The sequence below is a fragment of the uncultured Microbulbifer sp. genome, from assembly GCF_947498635.1.
Classification (GTDB): Bacteria; Pseudomonadota; Gammaproteobacteria; order Pseudomonadales; family Cellvibrionaceae; genus Microbulbifer; species Microbulbifer echini.
The window spans coordinates 100,522-117,698 of record NZ_CANMKV010000001.1; the positions used below are offsets into that span (position 1 = coordinate 100,522).

A 17,177-nucleotide genomic window follows, 5' to 3' on the forward strand; every position below is an offset into this window, starting at 1 on the left:
GAAAGGCTTAACCCTATTTATCCTCACAGCATCCCCCATCTAAGAGGCACTCAAACACTCGTTGATGGCTCTGTCGAAAGCCCCTCACCCATCGCTTTCATAGCCCCCTGGCCACTTACCGTTGTATCGGGCTGCGCCGTCAAAAAGCCAGTCTTCCGAGAGTGTAGATATACACGCTGTAGCCAAAGAGGAAGAAAAATGATCAGGTCATATAAACGGTTCAGTAAAATGCCACAATGTAGTGCGGTAACAGCCAAAAAGCGCAAGCACACAGAGACCAAGTTAAGGAAAAATAACAGTAAAAAACCAAACACGGTACGTGCGGAAGCCACAAATTGCTCCAAGGGAATCGCTGTGAAGGCCAGAGCCAGCGGGAGAATAAACCCCAACCCCAGCTGGGCCAGACCCAGGGTCCAATAGGAATCCATACCCGCAACGACAGGCCCGCTAATCGCCACCACACCCGTCATCGATTGATCTTGTTGCAATAATAATTCACGCGAGAAGGATAAACCTGCTTCAATCCCGGCAAAGCACAAGAGCAGAAGTAGTGCGGCCCACATCAAGCGCCGACGAGCGATGTCGGCCAAGGCACCGATAGAAGGAAACAGGCGAGTAATACGCAAACTTTCGATGACGACAATACCAGTGACAAGCTGTAAAAAAATCAACACAAGAGCGGTAATGTCCGCCGTAGCATAGGTGCCCAGGAAGTGGCCGTCGCCAACAATCTCTGTAATCGGACGAGCAATTAACTGGTGATTCACCCACACTCCAGCCAGTGCCACAAACAATACCAACGAGGACACCAGAAAACGATTCAAAGAGGAGATGGACAGAAGACGGAGGCTGCGATCACTCTCTTGCAAAATCTCTTCATATCGCGCCATATGCCCATCGAGCACTTTGCCGCGATAAATCAAAGATTCTACATTCCGATTGATACGCCCCAGGGTTTTCAGCATGGTGCGCCATCCAGGCATCATGCGTTTTAAAAGTTGGTGGCGCTCTCGTATGGCTTCCCGGTAGGATTCCAGAGCCCGCGACTCCGCCTTGCGCATGGACTGATTGATGGTCTCCAGCACATCGGCCACAACAGTATCATCCTGAGTAGGGATTTCCGCCACCGAGCGAATGGCCCTAGCCCAATTGGAGGGCTCCGGGGGAATCTCTGCGCTGCGCACATAATCCTCATCCAGCACGGTCATTTGTTCACAAAGACGGCGGTGTAATGTGGGATATTGCGCTAGATCCCGTTTTAGCGTTCCCTCTATACGCTCGAATTCGCGCTCAATCTGCCACTCAGCCATCTCCCGCCCCATAGCAAGTAGTACTTCCCGATTGCGCTCTCTCACCCGCTGCCCTGCCAACCCTATAGAGGTTGCGGCAAACAATAGCGAGCGGTGGCCAAAACGGGCCAGAGAGTAGATGGCTCTATGCGATGGTCCTCTACCAAGAAATAATGCTAGAACCGCCAAGCCTCCCCATAGCCAGAGTGGCAAAGTCTCTATTAGCTGATTCATGACATTTGATTCCCTTATAACACTGAGCGATACGCCATCCTACCAGCTGAAACACTGGCAATCGCCCAAAATGTCACACTTTATATTGCTTTATCGCGACAGCCCCGATGACCGAAGTTAGGCCGTTACGTTCGGCGAGGGGAATATGCCAGGTCATTTCATTTATCCCGCAATGGAAATGGATATTGTTCAACCCCGTCAATTTTCGCCTCCAAACCGAACGGTTTTTCAAACTACATACGAACACACTGAGAACCTGAATATTTCCCGCCAAAAACAAAATACCCAGAACTCTCAGAGAGACATAATCCGACACTAAAACCAATAGCCATAAAAATGGCAAAAAATAGGCTGCATACGCCAAATAACAAAAATAAAGATTCAGAAATTATCAGATTCTCGGCTACTTCAACCAACAAACTGGCAAGACGACATTACCTACAGGCGTTAATTTTTCATGAAAAATAAGGCACTGATTTTTCCAGACAACCCCATCGCCACTACTACACTCCAAACTAAATTCTCATCGAGTGAGTCATTCCCCCTAAAACAAAGAGGTAACTTGCGCAGCAAAGAAAACCGTTAAAGATCATTAGACATCAACCAGGAAACTTATACGACAGGAGTCGACAACGGATCTTGCACTCAACACTGAGGGTGATCCTTTTGTTTCAAGGAGAGGTACGAGGTATATGCCGGTTCTTTTTTTTAGCAACTCCGGCCTTCAGGGCGATCTTTTATTTTCACTGTTTTCGCAGTCCATTTCGATACCATGGGAAAAGGCCTGTATAGGAAAGCAAAGGCACTGCTTACAACATTACGAAGCAATTATCATCGATTGCTGGCAAATAGGCATCAACAATTGCTATAAGGATTTTTTATCGGACTTGAAAAAAATACGACACCCAAAAAACATCCTCATTAATTTCCCTGCCGATCTGCCAAACCACACCTTAGAGAAACTGCGCCAAACTGGCTGCTACTTATTATGCGACAGCAACGTAAGTCAGGAAAAGTTGATCCAGAGACTCAATACGGCTATTCATAGCTGTGACAGCAACCACTCGGATAACACTCAAACCCCGCTACCGCTCACTCGAAGAGAGCAGGAAATTCTAGGACAGTTAACCACTGGTGAACCCAATAGTGTGATCGCAACCAGACTACATTTGAGCGAGCATACCGTTAAAAATCACATGTATAACATATTCCGAAAAATCGGCGTAAAGAATCGCTTGCAAGCCAGCAACTGGGCAAAACTCAATCTCCAGGAAGAGAAAATATGAGGTTAACCCCGCTGATTCTGGTTCTTTGTGCAACAGTAACTTTCGCACAAGATAATACCAGAGTTCCTGAGGCAGATACCGACTCCGGTAGGCTGGAGGATGAAATCAGCGGGTTTAATATTGACCGAACAATAACCCGGACAGGGCATGATTTTGCTCGTTATCTCGGTGAATACAGGAACCTGAATTATCCAGATGCTACCTATAACCTGACAGTTTATGAACGCCCCTCAGCTCGCTGGGGAAACCTGATATGGGTTACCTATAACGACAAAATTGTATTTCGGCGCTTTATCAGCCCAAGTACCAATGACATTCACCGATTAGCAGATGAAGCTGCTCAGTATATTCATCAAGCGGTATTACAAGACCGAGTGAGTAGCGCTTTCACAGATAACTTTGATTTGGGAAAGGACGAATTCTAATGAACAAGCAGTATTGCATTTACTCCTCTTATCTAGCGGCTATCTTTTTTGCAAGTGGTACAGCGATGGCAACCGAATTAATTTACGAACCGGTAAATCCAAATTTCGGCGGCAATCCACTGAATGGTACTTACCTACTGCAAAATGCGCAGTCGCAAGACAGCAACGAAGACCCCGACAAGTATGACAGCATGTACGAGCAACCCAGTGCTTTGGATCGTTTTTCCGACTCCCTGGAAACACGTCTGCTCAATCAGCTACTCACCGACGTGGGCGATGGCAACAGTGGCGAATTAATTACTGATGACTTTGTTGTACAGATCGTTGACAACGACGGCGTACTTACCGTGTTAATCACCGATCGGAACACTGGCGACAAAAGCGAAATCGTTGTAAGTGGACTCAACCCCACAAATTAGATAAGAATCAACTCTGAAGGAAAACTGGCAATGCGCAATGCAATAAAAAAAGCCGTAGCCTTGCCCGCACTGGCGTTCACACTCACATTTAGCGGATGCTCTGCAGTCAAAAGCATTGGCGATGCCCTTTTTGGTCCTGGGCGCACCGATGCCATGCTGACCCCGCGTATGAATACCTATCGGGATTTGGTAAACCTACCAGAGCCCAAAGGAAAAATCCTAGCAGCGGTATACAGCTTTCGAGACCAAACCGGTCAATACAAGCCAGCCCCCAACAGTAGTTTCTCCACCGCGGTTACCCAAGGTGGTGCAGCCATGCTAATGGATGTGCTGAACGAATCTGGTTGGTTTATTGCGTTGGAACGCGAGGGATTACAGAATCTACTCACTGAGCGTAAGATCATACGCGCCGGGCTCAGTAAACCGGGCGCACCGGTAAATAATAATATTCCCCTGCCAACATTAATTGCGGCCAATGTACTTCTTGAGGGCGGTATCGTTGCTTACGACCAAAATATTCAAACTGGCGGTGCCGGTGCTCGCTACTTTGGTATCGGGGCTGATGAGCAGTATCGGGTGGATCAAGTCACCGTCAACCTTCGTGCGATTGATATACGGTCTGGCAGAATATTACACTCCGTATTAACGTCAAAGACAGTCTACTCCAAAGCAATAAGCGCCGATGTATTCCGCTATGTAAAATTCAGACGCTTACTGGAAATAGAAGCGGGGACAACATTTAATGAGCCCGCCCAGCTTGCTATGCTATCAGCGATGGAATCTGCAGTGATTCACTTAATCAGCGAAGGCATTGTACATAATTCCTGGGCGCTATCGAATCCCGATGATATTAACAATCCTATACTGCAATACTATTTAAACGACAGTACGGTAATTATGTAACCATTGCACACAGTTTAAAAGGCAGAGGTACCCATGCCAGGTAGTCATAAATATCATTTTTTACTCGCAACGGCCATCTTTGGCATGTGCACTGAAGTTTGCACAGCCTCCGATCTGGACAGCAACAGTGAGCTGGCTCTAAGCAGTGAATTGAGTTCAGCAAACCTATTATCCGTATCCAACCTCTCGGTAATCAATCAGGAAGGTGGCATCAATACGGTCAGCGTACGCCAAAGTGGTCGAACAAATTACACATCCGCCCACCAGGATGGCAACAGAAACAATCTCTCAGTAACCCAGGCAGGTGAAGATAATGTCGTGCTTTCACGCCAGGTTGGCGAGCAGAATCTCAGCGGATTAATTCAGATTGGATACGAAAACTGGATCAATATTGGACAATACGGTGTAGGTAATTCAGCCAGTGTTTCCCAGTTTGGCATGCAAAATAGCGCACACGTGGAAGAGGTTGGCATGTTACATAAAGTTAATATTTATCAGAGTGGCAATGGCCTGAATACCTCAGTAATAGTAACTGGCACAGCCACTGTAACCTATATCCGCCAATTTGATTAATTAAACGCTTCGATCAAGACTACAAAAATGGCACACACCTAAAAGCCAAGAATGTACAAACAGGGCAACTTTGGAAAATCTCTTCCTCCAAGTCATCCGCACTAACTCGAACACCTGAAAAGTCATCCTCCCTGTCAGAACTTATAAAATGGTGATCCAGGAAAAGCTTTGCCCCGTAAAAATAAGGCAGATACACAACAGAAATAAAGGCAAAACCTCTAAAAATTAATTTCACCAGTCACCAGAAAGTACATCCAGAACAAAGGAACTATATTCCTATTTTTTAGTGACTTCTATCCTATGGCGAATCACTGCATTACCAACAAAACTAATAACATATCTGATCAAATGTTGTTTTACACCTCTTGGACATTTTGTCATGCAGACATTAGGTTGTTTAGAGATCAATCTCACAAAGCCAGATAGGCTCCTTTTCTCAGGGAAATTTTCTCCGTACAGCACACGGAAGAAACCGACTCCCCCCTAAAGGCAACCGAGCAGTTAAGCCGTTCAAGAAAAAATTTAGTGTATTGAAGTAATAATCGCTGATTATTTTATTCGACCTAAATTCAACAATACAGCCATTCCTCGAGTTAAGGATTTCTGTATTGTGAATCCATGACATCTGGAAGATGTCATTAATTTCAGCACAGAGTGTGCTGAATCTAAAACGTCCAGAGTAAAGGAGTATCGCATGAAGGCGTTAACACCAATCGCAGCCGCAATCCTTATTGCCTCAAGTGGCAGTGTATTAGCCGCAAATAATACCACCTTGCAAAGCCAGCTTGGCGCTGGGAACATGGCCACTTCCGCCCAGGTAGGGCCCGGCAACGTAAACAACCTCGTGATTCAAACTCAAGTGGGTAATTTTAACGACTCCAATGCATTACAGACTCTCGGTAGTGATACAAACATTGTCCTGCACACTCAAACCGGAAATCAAAATAATGCAACATCTTCTCAATTTGGCGGAAGCCTAAATACCGCCTCAGTTTTTCAAGTTGGCAATGGTAATACAGGTATTACTACCCAATCAGCACCAGCATTCGCGTCCGCAGCTTTCATTAATCAGGGTGGCGACGTTAACGTTGGCTTCATAACACAAGCAGCCTCAGCTTTTGATGTAGCAGCCGTAAATCAGTTAGGTACTGCAAACTTTTCTACAATCACTCAAACTTTAAGCGTTGGCAACAGCGCTACTTCTAATCAAGCTGGCAATGCAAATATTTCCAATATAGCTCAAATTTTAGCTCTCGGAAATACTGCTGTCGCCAACCAAGCTGGCACCCTCAACCTTTCAAGTCATATCCAAACAGGTGCATTAAATAATTCAAACTCCTCCCAACTAGGTACTTTGAACTTTACATCTGCATTGCAGGCTGGCCTGGGTAATGACTCACAGACTCTTCAATCTGGTTTTGGCAACCTTTCCGCACATACGCAATTCGGCTCATTCAATGACGCGCTCACCGCTCAAGCTGGTTTAGTTAACGTATCTTCAATTACTCAGGCCGGATTAGGGCATGATGCAGCAACCACCCAAGTGGGCCTTGCTAATACACATACCACCCTTCAGTTTGGTTTAAATGAAACGGCTGTAGCAAGTCAAGTTGGCGTAGCTAATGTAGGCTTCATTTTGCAATAGCTCTTACAGTAGCTCCTTAGAGAAACAGATTCTTACGGCGGCCATCATTTGGCCGCCTTTTTTATATCTAGCGACCCTGCCAGGCACGCAGAATCTCTCATGACACTGTAAATGTCTGCCCTCCAATCAAATTGTCTACGACCAAAAAATAGAGCCAAACACGCCAGCCTATAACTCACAGTTATTTAATCACAAGTCATTTGGCACTCAAGTGTTTACAAAAAGGAAATACATACTTTCTTCTTAGATTAAAGAAACTTATCTCCCATGGCCTTCCAGCGCTTTCCCCACAAAACTCTACTCAGCATCAAGCTGTTATTTACGAGGTTAAAATGCTTTCCCCTAAAACTCAAAGAGGCTCAGGGCCCCTGTTGATATTTTGGAGAAACCCCCTCGAAGAACTTCTCCTACAGCAGGAAAAGAAACTCTTACGCAAGCTTTAGATGCTACCTTGCAATTCTTTCGAAAAAATTTTTTAGCAAAATCTGATTTCTTCAAGGAGTACCCGATGAACAAATATACCCCGATAGCCGCAGGTGTTTTTCTGGCTATTGCAGCAAGTGGCGCTATGGCCAACACCATACTTATCAATCAGAATGGTGTTGGCAATATGATCGCACCAGTCCAAGATGTCACGGTAGTTAACGGAACCATTATCATCAACCAGGTTGGTGATTTTAATAAGTCCACCCCAGAACAAACTGGTACCACTAGCAACAGCCTGATAGCCCATACTCAGATCGGCGACATGAATATGGCCGAGTCGTTTCAAGATAATAGCGCTCTTTCTTTTGGTATTATTAATCAAGAGGGTGACAGTCACCAAGCCACCACTAACCAGTCTTTAACAGGTGGATCATCAGCTACCATTTTCCAAAGCGGAACAGGAGCACAGTCTGCAACAGTAAATCAGTTTGCAGTTCTCACAAATTTCGCCACAGTGAACCAAGCTGGCTCGCCTAATAGTGCTAATGTGAACCAGTCTTTCGGTGTAGCTAACACCACTCTTGTCAATCAGTCTTCAAGCTATGCTACGGGCAATTCAATCACCACTATGCAGACCGGTGGTATATTCAATTCGATTGAAGCCCATCAGGATGGACGAGAAAACAGCGCTCTTGTCTCGCAGGCTTTTGGATCTGGAAATATCTCCTTTTCATGGCAGGATGGTAAAGTCAATGACATTAATGTCGCCCAATCGGGTAATAACAACTACAGTGGAATTTGGCAGTTCTGGGAAAGCAACGTAGCTATTCACAATCAGAGTGGCGATGACAACTGGGCTATGACCGAACAGCTCACCCCACATAACCTTGCCGCTGTGAGCCAACCTGGTGACATGAATGTTTCTAACATTCATCAGTCTGGTGGTACTCAAAATACAACCTTCTTAACTCAAAGTGGGAACAATAACAGCCTAGATGCAACGCAAGTAGGCAACTCGAACCTTATCTCAGTCCTACAAGCCGGTAACGGAGATATGCATGTTGTCAGTCAGATAGGTGATAATAACATGTATGTTTTCCCGTAAAATCTTCATCTAAATCGCTATCAAAGCTGATCCTCGGGGTCAGCTTTGTCATTAGCAATCCTCTATTTCTCTGATATGTTTATTTATCACACCCTACAACAACAACTCTCACGAAAACCCTATTAAAGAGTAGAGAAACCACTAAAAAATACACAAGCACCTTGACTCGCAGAACCAAACCAACTTCACCTCCAAAGAAATCAATATTTAAAATAATTAATAATCTATTAAAGCAATTAGTGTCACCATCTAAATTTCTGGAACATTTCAACTAAAGTTATACGAACAGACTAAAATATCTCCACCCAGGGTATCTCAAGCTTGCGAGCTAACCGAACCATAATGGACACAGCAGTAAACAGGAGTTAAACGTGAGGAAGATTACCATTCTGTCACTAGCAATCATGGTGTCTGGCAGCGGACTCACATACGCGGCAGGGAACACATCAACGGTTGGACAAAGTGGCACTAACAATCATGTCATGGTCGACCAAACTGACAGCAACGCTATCGACAATGATGTGGAGATCTACCAAGATGGTAGCCTCAACAATATAGAGACTACTCAAGTCAATGAGACTGACAGCTTGATTCACCAGACTCAGGAAGGAAAATTAAACGATGCTTACAGTCTCCAAATGGGCGGCATTGGTAATCGTGTTCTGATTTATCAAACGGGTATGGACAACCGCTCCAACACTTATCAGGTTTCTATACAAAATAGTGAAGCTCATATCCGCCAGAGTGGCACAGGTAACCAAGCCGAAATTCAACAGCATCTAGGCAGTGATAACCTATCCGTCATTGAACAAATTGGCAGTATTCATGGCGCTCTTGTTGGCCAATATGCCAGCTTTAATTCAGAGGCGTATATATACCAAGATGGTTCTTATCACGAAGCAACCATTGGCCAGGAAGGTACAGGGCACTATGCCAGGATATCGCAAACCGGCATGCACCATTCTGCCGATATCTCTCAAGCCGACATGTACAATGAAGCCGACATCACGCAAAGTGGTGAAGGCAACCTGAGCACTATTATCCAGGTATCATGGTATAACAGCGCCTTTGTCACCCAGGATGGATTTATGAACCAAGCCATTGTTATGCAATCTGGGGGTGGCGCCATGGGTGGTGGACATATGGTGGTTGTGAATCAATCTGGCAGCATGAATACAACTAACGTCACTCAAAGTGGGTTTGCTGGCTCTGCAAATATTACCCAAACAGGACATGGGAATACGGCCATAGTACACCAGTAAATACCTTCGTCTCCTAATGACCACAGCGGCCAAAGATTAACAAAGATCTTTGGCCGCTGTGGTCATATATCCTATTCATCAACCGAAGTTCTTTATCCGTGAGCTTTTTTACATATTTTATTGAAAAAAACTCTCATAAATTATCCATTTTCCTCTCATGGTGGCAGTACTTTTTTTCATCAAGAATAAATAAGTAATCAAGACTCCCACTCAGCAGTTGTGGAGAAAACGATGAAGGCCTCTTGGAAGCTACATTTAGCCAACGTCATATTAACCAGCTGCCCTTTCTCAGCTCAAGGTAATGACCAAACTGTTCGCCAAGTTCAAATTGGGATCGGGAACAACGCTACCGCTATTTAAAATTTTCCACTCACCCGGAGCAATCTAATTATCCAAGAAAAGATTGGTTTTTTTAATGATGCAGCCACAAACCAAGTAGCAGAAATTAGCAGCGCTGTCGCACAGTATCAGACGGGCCAACGGCTTTCATCTGAAATCAGTCAAGCTTTCGGGAGTGGCAATACAGGGCAAAGTGTGCAGATTGGGGCGAACAGCAAGCCAGAAACATTTCAAATTAATCAAACACAAGGCTTCTCACTGCACACTCAAGATGGACAAAGTCACTTTGACTTAACATTGCAACGTCTGGGTCCAATAATAGTATTCAAATTCAACAAGCCGATCGTTTAAATAATGCGACCGCTCATCAGAGCATAAATTTTGGCGGCGATATTAATAGTACACAGGCCGGTATATTCAATAGCGTGAATAGTCGCCAGCAAGGGGTTTCCCACGAAGTCACTGTCGTTCAGACTGGAGGGTTCAATAAGGCTGATACGACCCAGCTAGGTAGCGGCCAATGTGCCACAGCGCTACAAACCGGTGTGGATAACCTGATCAACCTCACCCAGACGGGAAAAAACAACAGCGGTAATCTCACTCAATTGGAAGTCAGCAATGGGGCTTTTTTACTTCAGTCCGGCAGTTTTCTCACCGCGAGCGTTGGGCAGCTCGGTGGTTTTAATCATGTATCCATATCGCAATTTGGTCAGAATCAGGATAGTCAAGTCATTCAGATTGGCATTAATAACCACAGCCGTATTCATCAGTAGAGTTCAGGATGGCCCCCTTAGTATTCCATCGGGACAGTAAGAGGTGACATTATTTCTGACACTGCGCGTTAATTTAGGTTCCTTACACCTGGACACAACTAGAACTTTTTTCCTGTTCAAATAGTACTTCTTTCCTATAGCCCTTAAACGAGATAGGAACAAAACTTAAAAAGGCGGAACAAACATTTGCGCTCCTTAGCAGTATCAGGGATGCCAACCAGAATGCAGCAACTTTCTCCTCTCCTGAATTTTCTCCATCGAGTCCGCCTCTTTATGCCGGCTCTTTCCCTATGTATTTACAACGCCATTGTACTTTGGCTCTATAAGGTCAGGCCCTAACGCCGTACTGCAAAATTAGGCACGGCACGCTGTTCCTTCTATCAGCACACCGGCTCAGTGCTCCAATCGTGACGCTCTTTTTTAAGCAGTAATGGAGATACTCATGAAAACTGTAACCTCAATCGCAGCCGCTATCGCTTTCGTGGTTAGCGGTAGCGCTTTAGCCGACAACAATATTACTTACCAGAATCAAAACGGCATGGGTAACTTCGGCTTTGTTGATCAAACTGGTCCCCACAGCTACGACAACCTAGTAAATCAAGAGCAACATGGAGAATACAACACAGCTGTGAGCCTACAGGCCTATGAGCACCACAGTACTGTTTTGCAATACCAGGATGGTCATAGCAACTATGCAAATGCATTTCAGACTGGTGGATCTGAAAACGTGGCTATGAGTGAGCAGATAGGCATGAACCACAGCTCCTTGACACTCCAGCTTGGAGAGGAGGGTAGCTTTTCCTTCCATGCACAAGAGGGTAAGGAAAATACCGCCTGGACCTACCAACAGTCTGGCAATACCAACCAAGCCACCATCTTACAAAGTAGTGACTACAGTAAGGCGACAGTAACCCAAGTCGCTAGCGATAACAGCGAAGCGATGGTTTCACAGGACGGGGAAATGAATAGCGGTGATATACACCAAACCGGTGGATTTCATCGAGCCCATATGATCCAGGGGGATGGCGGTAATAACGACGGTGACATCCGCCAACATGGGTTCGGCCATGACGCCAGAATGTATCAGGAAGGCTGGTATAACGAGGCGGATATTTCTCAGGCTGGCAGCCATCACTCTGCGACAACCAAGCAAAGTGGTCAAGGTAACGATGTTTATCTCGGACAGGTTGGCAACAAGCATCTTGCGGAAGCGACCCAAATTGGCTCCCACAACTACAGCTTGGTTTCCCAGGTTGGCCGCTATGGAACCGCCAAAGTTCACCAATATGGCGACAGCAACCAAAGCTATATTTCCCAGTAAAACGACGCCACAAAAAAGGGCGGCCTCTGGCCGCCCTTTTTTTAGAAGCCCCTGTTACAGGTGCTCTACAGTTTCAATTTCATATTCCACCGCACCCGATGGGGTATGCACCACAACGATCTCCCCCACTTCCTTACCAATCAGAGCGCGGGCAATGGGGGAATTCACCGAAATTTTTTGCTTTTTCACATCGGCTTCATCATCACCTACAATTTTGTAAGTCACTTCTACATCATCATCCAAGTGGATAATGGTTACTGTAGTACCGAAGATCACCTTGTCACTGGGCTCAATCGACTTTACGTCAATAACCAGCGAGTGGGACAGCTTCGCTTCGATCTCTTGAATTCGACCTTCAATAAAGCCCTGCTTTTCACGCGCCGCATGGTATTCGGCGTTTTCCTTCAAATCACCGTGTTCGCGAGCCTCAGCAATCGCTTCCACCACGGCTGGGCGCTCGACTTTTTTCAGATTATCCAACTCTGAACGCAGTGCTTCCGCGCCTTCTACGGTCATTGGTACCCGATTCACTATGGGACCTCCATTATTGTTACTACGCAACCGGACCCTGTGTCACCACAAGGCCCGATCCGAACTGACGAATTGTTTTAGCTGTTTAGGACAGTTTTATCACACGCTGATGCAGATCCTGCAGACGACGCACCTGCAGCGGCTCTTCCTGGCGCATCGCCATTGCCATGGCCTGTGCCGCCGCCAGGGTGGTGGTGTAGCACACCTGGTGGTTCTCGGCGCTGCGGCGGATATCCGCAGAGTCGCGAATCGCCTGGCGCCCTTCGGTGGTGTTCACCACCAGCGCAATCTCGTCATTTTTGATCATATCGACGATATGCGGGCGACCTTCACTCATCTTGTTGACGGTTGTAACGGGAATATCATTTTCTTGCAAGACCTTGGCGGTACCACGGCTGGCAATCACCTCGAAGCCCAGCTCGACCAGATCGCGGGCAACACCCACGGCATCTGCCTTATCGAAGTCACGCACAGAGATAAATGCGCGACCGGATTCCGGCAGGCGATCGCCGGCGGCAACCAGGCCCTTGTCGAAGGCTTCTGCGAAGGTCGCACCAACGCCCATTACTTCGCCAGTAGACTTCATCTCGGGGCCGAGAATCGGGTCCACTTTGGGGAACTTGTTGAAGGGGAATACAGACTCTTTGACGGAGTAGTAGTCCGGTACGATCTCTTCGGTAAAGCCCTGCGCCTGCAAGCTGATACCGGCCTGGCAACGCGCCGCCACTTTCGCCAAGGAGGAACCGATACACTTAGAGACAAACGGCACGGTGCGGGAGGCACGCGGGTTCACCTCGATCACATAGATCTCGCCGTCCTGATAGGCCAGCTGGGTGTTCATCAGACCAATTACGCCCAATTCGCGCGCCATGGCTTTTACTTCTTCGCGCATGCGGTCCTGCACGTCCGCCGGCAGGCTGTAAGGCGGCAGGGAGCAGGCGGAGTCGCCTGAATGCACGCCACACTGTTCGATATGCTGCATGATGGCGCCGATTACAACGTCTTTGCCATCGGATACCGCGTCGATGTCCACCTCGATGGCCGCGTTGAGGAAGTGGTCCAGCAGCACCGGGGCCTCATCGGAAACCTGCACCGCTTCTTTCATGTAAGTGAGCAGCTCGTCTTCCTTGTAGACGATCTCCATGGCACGGCCGCCCAATACGTAGGAGGGGCGCACGACCAGCGGGTAGCCCACATCTTTGGCTGCCTGGATGGCTTCGGACACAGAGCGCACGATGGCATTCTTCGGCTGTTTGAGGCCGAGACGCATAATCATCTGCTGAAAGCGTTCGCGATCTTCAGCGCGATCGATCTGCTCCGGAGTGGTACCGATAATCGGAACCCCTTCGTTAGCCAGGTGACGCGCCAGGTTCAGCGGCGTCTGGCCACCGAACTGTACGATGACACCTTCCGGCTTCTCTTTGGCAACAATTTCCAGCACGTCTTCCAGGGTGACCGGCTCGAAGTAGAGGCGATCGGAAGTGTCGTAATCGGTGGAAACGGTCTCCGGGTTACAGTTGACCATAATGGTCTCGTAGCCGTCTTCGCGCATCGCCAGGGCGGCGTGTACACAGCAGTAGTCGAACTCGATGCCCTGACCGATACGGTTGGGCCCACCGCCGAGCACCATGATTTTCTTGTTATCGGACGGCTCTGCCTCACACTCTTCGTCGTAAGTGGAGTACATATAAGCAGTCGAGGTACTGAATTCAGCGGCACAGGTATCCACACGCTTGAAGGACGGGAAGATACCCAGCTTATGGCGGAATTCGCGCACCGTTTTCTGGCTCACGCCCAGCAGGTCTGCCAGGCGACGGTCTGAGAAGCCCTTACGCTTCAGGAAGCGCATATGCTCAGCCGTCAGCGCCGAGGTGGGCAGGGACTTGAGCGGCTCTTCGATTTTGATCAGTTCTTCGATCTGCACCAGGAACCAGGGATCGATACCGGAAAGCTCGAAGATTTCATCGATGCTCATACCCATGCGGAAGGCATCGCCCACATACCAGATACGCTCGGCACCCGGTATGGAGAGCTCACTGCGCAAACGGTTCTCGGCACCGTCTTTGCTCGGATCGATCTTGCTTTCCAGGCCGAAGCTGCCCACTTCCAGACCGCGCAGCGCTTTCTGCAGGGACTCTTGGAAAGTGCGGCCGATGGCCATCACCTCGCCTACCGATTTCATCTGGGTGGTCAGGCGCGCATCCGCTTCACCGAACTTCTCGAAGGTAAAGCGCGGAATCTTGGTGACAACGTAGTCGATGGACGGCTCGAAAGACGCCGGGGTAGCGCCGCCGGTGATATCGTTCTGCAGTTCATCCAGGGTGTAGCCCACCGCCAGCTTGGCCGCGACCTTGGCGATCGGGAAGCCGGTGGCCTTGGAGGCCAGTGCGGAGGAGCGAGATACACGGGGGTTCATCTCAATCACAACCACGCGGCCAGTCTTCGGGCAGACGCCGAACTGTACGTTGGAACCGCCGGTCTCAACGCCGATCTCGCGCAATACCGCGATAGACGCGTTGCGCATCAGCTGGTATTCCTTATCGGTCAGCGTCTGCGCCGGCGCTACCGTGATGGAATCACCGGTATGCACACCCATCGGGTCAAAGTTCTCGATGGCGCACACGATAATGCAGTTGTCGTTCTTATCGCGAACCACTTCCATCTCGTACTCTTTCCAGCCGAGCAGGGATTCGTCGATCAGCAGTTCGTTGGTGGGGGAGAGATCGAGACCACGCTTACAGATCTCTTCAAACTCCGGCCAGTTGTAGGCCACACCGCCACCGGAGCCGCCCATGGTGAAAGACGGGCGGATAATGACCGGGAAACCGAACACTTCCGGTACCTTCTTCGCCTCTTCCATGGAGTGCACGATCTTGGCGCGCGGAGTTTCCAGGCCGATGGCCTTCATGGCCTTATCAAACAGGTCGCGGTCTTCCGCTTTCTCGATAGCGTCTTTGTCCGCACCGATCAGCTCGACATCGAATTTCTTCAGGACACCGTGTTTGTCCAGGTCGAGGGCGCAGTTCAGTGCTGTCTGGCCACCCATCGTGGGCAGGATGGCGTCGGGACGCTCCTGTTCGATGATCTTGGCGACAGTGCGCCACTCCACCGGCTCGATGTAGGTGGCATCGGCCATGGACGGATCGGTCATGATGGTGGCCGGGTTGGAGTTCACCAGGATGACCCGGTAGCCCTCTTCGCGCAGCGCCTTACAGGCCTGGGCGCCGGAGTAGTCAAATTCGCACGCCTGGCCGATAACGATGGGGCCGGCGCCGATAATCAGTATGCTTTGGATATCTGTGCGTTTTGGCATCTTTCTTCCGTTCTACTACCGGCCCAGGCCGGCTGCGCTTAATTTCATACGTGTCTTGTTAAAACCGCCGCAAAAGCGGCGGTTGTTCGCCCTACCCTGGGCAGCTACACCCTTAGGCGCGCTCTTTCATCAAATCGATAAAGTGGTCGAACAGCGGCGCCACATCGTGTGGGCCCGGGCTCGCTTCCGGGTGGCCCTGAAAGCTGAAGGCCGGCTTGTCTGTCAGGCGGATACCCTGCAAGGTGCCGTCGAACAGGGACTTGTGGGTAACTTCCACATTGCCCGGCAAGCTATCGGCGTCCACTTCGAAGCCGTGGTTCTGCGCAGTGATCATCACCTTGGTGCTGTTCAGGTCCTGTACCGGGTGGTTACCACCGTGGTGACCGAACTTCATCTTGGCGGTTTTGCCACCCACTGCCAGACCCAGCAGCTGGTGTCCCAAGCAGATGCCGTAGGTGGGGATACCGGCGTCGAGGATTTCGCGGATAGCGGCAATCGCGTATTCGCAGGGCTCGGGGTCGCCGGGTCCGTTGGACAGGAAGACACCGTTGGGATTCATCGCCAGCACTTCCGAGGCCGAGGTCTCCGCCGGTACCACCGTGATATCACAGCCGCGATCCACCAGCATACGCAGGATATTACGCTTCACACCAAAGTCATAAGCCACCACTTTGAAGGGCTGCTCCGGCGCGGCTTTGTGGCCTTCACCAAGGGTCCAGGTGCCTTCGATAAAGGGGTAGGCTTCCTTGGTGCTAACCACCTTAGCCAGGTCCATGCCTTTCAGGCCGGCGAAATCCTTGGCCTTGGCCAGGGCTTCCTCGCGGTCGATATTGTCGCCAGCGACAATACAACCGCTCTGGGCGCCCTTGTCGCGCAGCAGACGAGTCAGGCGACGGGTATCGATATCCGCGATGCCGACGATATTGCGCTCGCGCAGGTAGTCCTCCAGGGACTGCTCACTGCGAAAACTACTGGCCAACAGCGGCAGATCGCGAATCACTAGGCCGGCGGCCCAGATCTCGGCGCACTCTTCGTCTTCCTGGTTGGTACCCGTGTTGCCGATATGTGGATAAGTCAGAGTCACAATCTGGCGGGCGTAGGAGGGATCGGTAAGGATCTCCTGATAGCCGGTCATTGAGGTGTTGAACACCACCTCGCCAACAGAACTGCCGTGGGCGCCGATGGCGCGTCCTTCAAAGACGCTACCATCTGCGAGCACCAGCAGCGCGGGAGTTGTACTCTGCATAAAGTTGTGGGGCATGAAAGCCTCCGACGTAGGGACAGCTTTAGTCAAATTGAACTCCAATCTTCAGAACTGCTTCCGGGCGGGGTT

Annotated in this window: 14 protein-coding genes; 10 read left to right on the forward strand and 4 right to left on the reverse strand. The window is 49.0% G+C overall.

The annotated features are described in order from the left end of the window. Positions 1–50: 50 nt before the first annotated feature. The gene (locus Q1A69_RS00440; protein WP_299579411.1) at positions 51–1,523 is read right to left on the reverse strand and encodes a hypothetical protein; all 1,473 of its coding nucleotides are present in this window, start codon (positions 1,521–1,523) and stop codon (positions 51–53) included. Between the two features lie 692 nt (positions 1,524–2,215). Between Q1A69_RS00440 and Q1A69_RS00445 the strand changes: the two genes are divergently transcribed. The 10 genes from Q1A69_RS00445 (at position 2,216) to Q1A69_RS00490 (ending at position 12,000) form a co-directional block, all read left to right on the forward strand. Then, the gene (locus tag Q1A69_RS00445; protein ID WP_299579413.1) at positions 2,216–2,809 is read left to right on the forward strand and encodes a LuxR C-terminal-related transcriptional regulator; all 594 of its coding nucleotides are present in this window, start codon (positions 2,216–2,218) and stop codon (positions 2,807–2,809) included. Continuing rightward, the gene (locus Q1A69_RS00450; protein WP_299579415.1) at positions 2,806–3,234 is read left to right on the forward strand and encodes a CsgE family curli-type amyloid fiber assembly protein; all 429 of its coding nucleotides are present in this window, start codon (positions 2,806–2,808) and stop codon (positions 3,232–3,234) included. The genes Q1A69_RS00445 and Q1A69_RS00450 overlap by 4 nt, the downstream gene beginning before the upstream one ends. Then, positions 3,234–3,653, forward strand: a complete 420-nt coding sequence (locus Q1A69_RS00455; RefSeq protein WP_299579418.1) for a curli assembly protein CsgF — start codon at positions 3,234–3,236, stop codon at positions 3,651–3,653. Before Q1A69_RS00450 ends, Q1A69_RS00455 begins: the two co-directional genes overlap by 1 nt. Before the next feature lie 30 nt (positions 3,654–3,683). Beyond that, entirely contained in the window at positions 3,684–4,556 is an 873-nt protein-coding gene (locus tag Q1A69_RS00460; protein ID WP_299579421.1) for a CsgG/HfaB family protein, read from the forward strand. 33 nt (positions 4,557–4,589) lie between these two features. Continuing rightward, positions 4,590–5,129, forward strand: a complete 540-nt coding sequence (locus Q1A69_RS00465; protein WP_299579425.1) for a hypothetical protein — start codon at positions 4,590–4,592, stop codon at positions 5,127–5,129. A 694-nt stretch (positions 5,130–5,823) separates the two neighbouring features. Then, positions 5,824–6,774, forward strand: a complete 951-nt coding sequence (locus Q1A69_RS00470; protein WP_299579428.1) for a hypothetical protein — start codon at positions 5,824–5,826, stop codon at positions 6,772–6,774. Positions 6,775–7,282: 508 nt separating this feature from the next. After that, positions 7,283–8,305 (forward strand): hypothetical protein, encoded by a 1,023-nt coding sequence (locus Q1A69_RS00475; protein ID WP_299579431.1) that lies wholly within the window; start codon positions 7,283–7,285, stop codon positions 8,303–8,305. A 371-nt stretch (positions 8,306–8,676) separates the two neighbouring features. Further along, the gene (locus Q1A69_RS00480; protein ID WP_299579434.1) at positions 8,677–9,567 is read left to right on the forward strand and encodes a hypothetical protein; all 891 of its coding nucleotides are present in this window, start codon (positions 8,677–8,679) and stop codon (positions 9,565–9,567) included. 764 nt (positions 9,568–10,331) lie between these two features. After that, complete coding sequence (locus tag Q1A69_RS00485) at positions 10,332–10,679, forward strand: hypothetical protein (RefSeq protein ID WP_299579437.1); 348 nt, start codon at positions 10,332–10,334, stop codon at positions 10,677–10,679. Between the two features lie 442 nt (positions 10,680–11,121). Beyond that, positions 11,122–12,000, forward strand: a complete 879-nt coding sequence (locus Q1A69_RS00490; RefSeq protein ID WP_299579440.1) for a hypothetical protein — start codon at positions 11,122–11,124, stop codon at positions 11,998–12,000. A 54-nt stretch (positions 12,001–12,054) separates the two neighbouring features. Here Q1A69_RS00490 and greA read toward each other — a convergent pair whose 3' ends face one another. The 3 genes from greA to carA all read right to left on the reverse strand — a co-directional run bounded on the left by greA (position 12,055) and on the right by carA (position 17,105). After that, the gene (greA, locus tag Q1A69_RS00495; RefSeq protein WP_299579443.1) at positions 12,055–12,531 is read right to left on the reverse strand and encodes a transcription elongation factor GreA; all 477 of its coding nucleotides are present in this window, start codon (positions 12,529–12,531) and stop codon (positions 12,055–12,057) included. Positions 12,532–12,616: 85 nt separating this feature from the next. Next, positions 12,617–15,844, reverse strand: coding sequence for a carbamoyl-phosphate synthase large subunit (gene carB, locus Q1A69_RS00500; protein ID WP_299579446.1), 3,228 nt, complete (start codon positions 15,842–15,844; stop codon positions 12,617–12,619). A gap of 112 nt (positions 15,845–15,956) precedes the next feature. Beyond that, positions 15,957–17,105: a glutamine-hydrolyzing carbamoyl-phosphate synthase small subunit gene (gene carA, locus Q1A69_RS00505; protein WP_299579449.1), complete on the reverse strand. Its 1,149-nt coding sequence runs from the start codon at positions 17,103–17,105 to the stop codon at positions 15,957–15,959. Between the last annotated feature and the right edge of the window lie 72 nt (positions 17,106–17,177).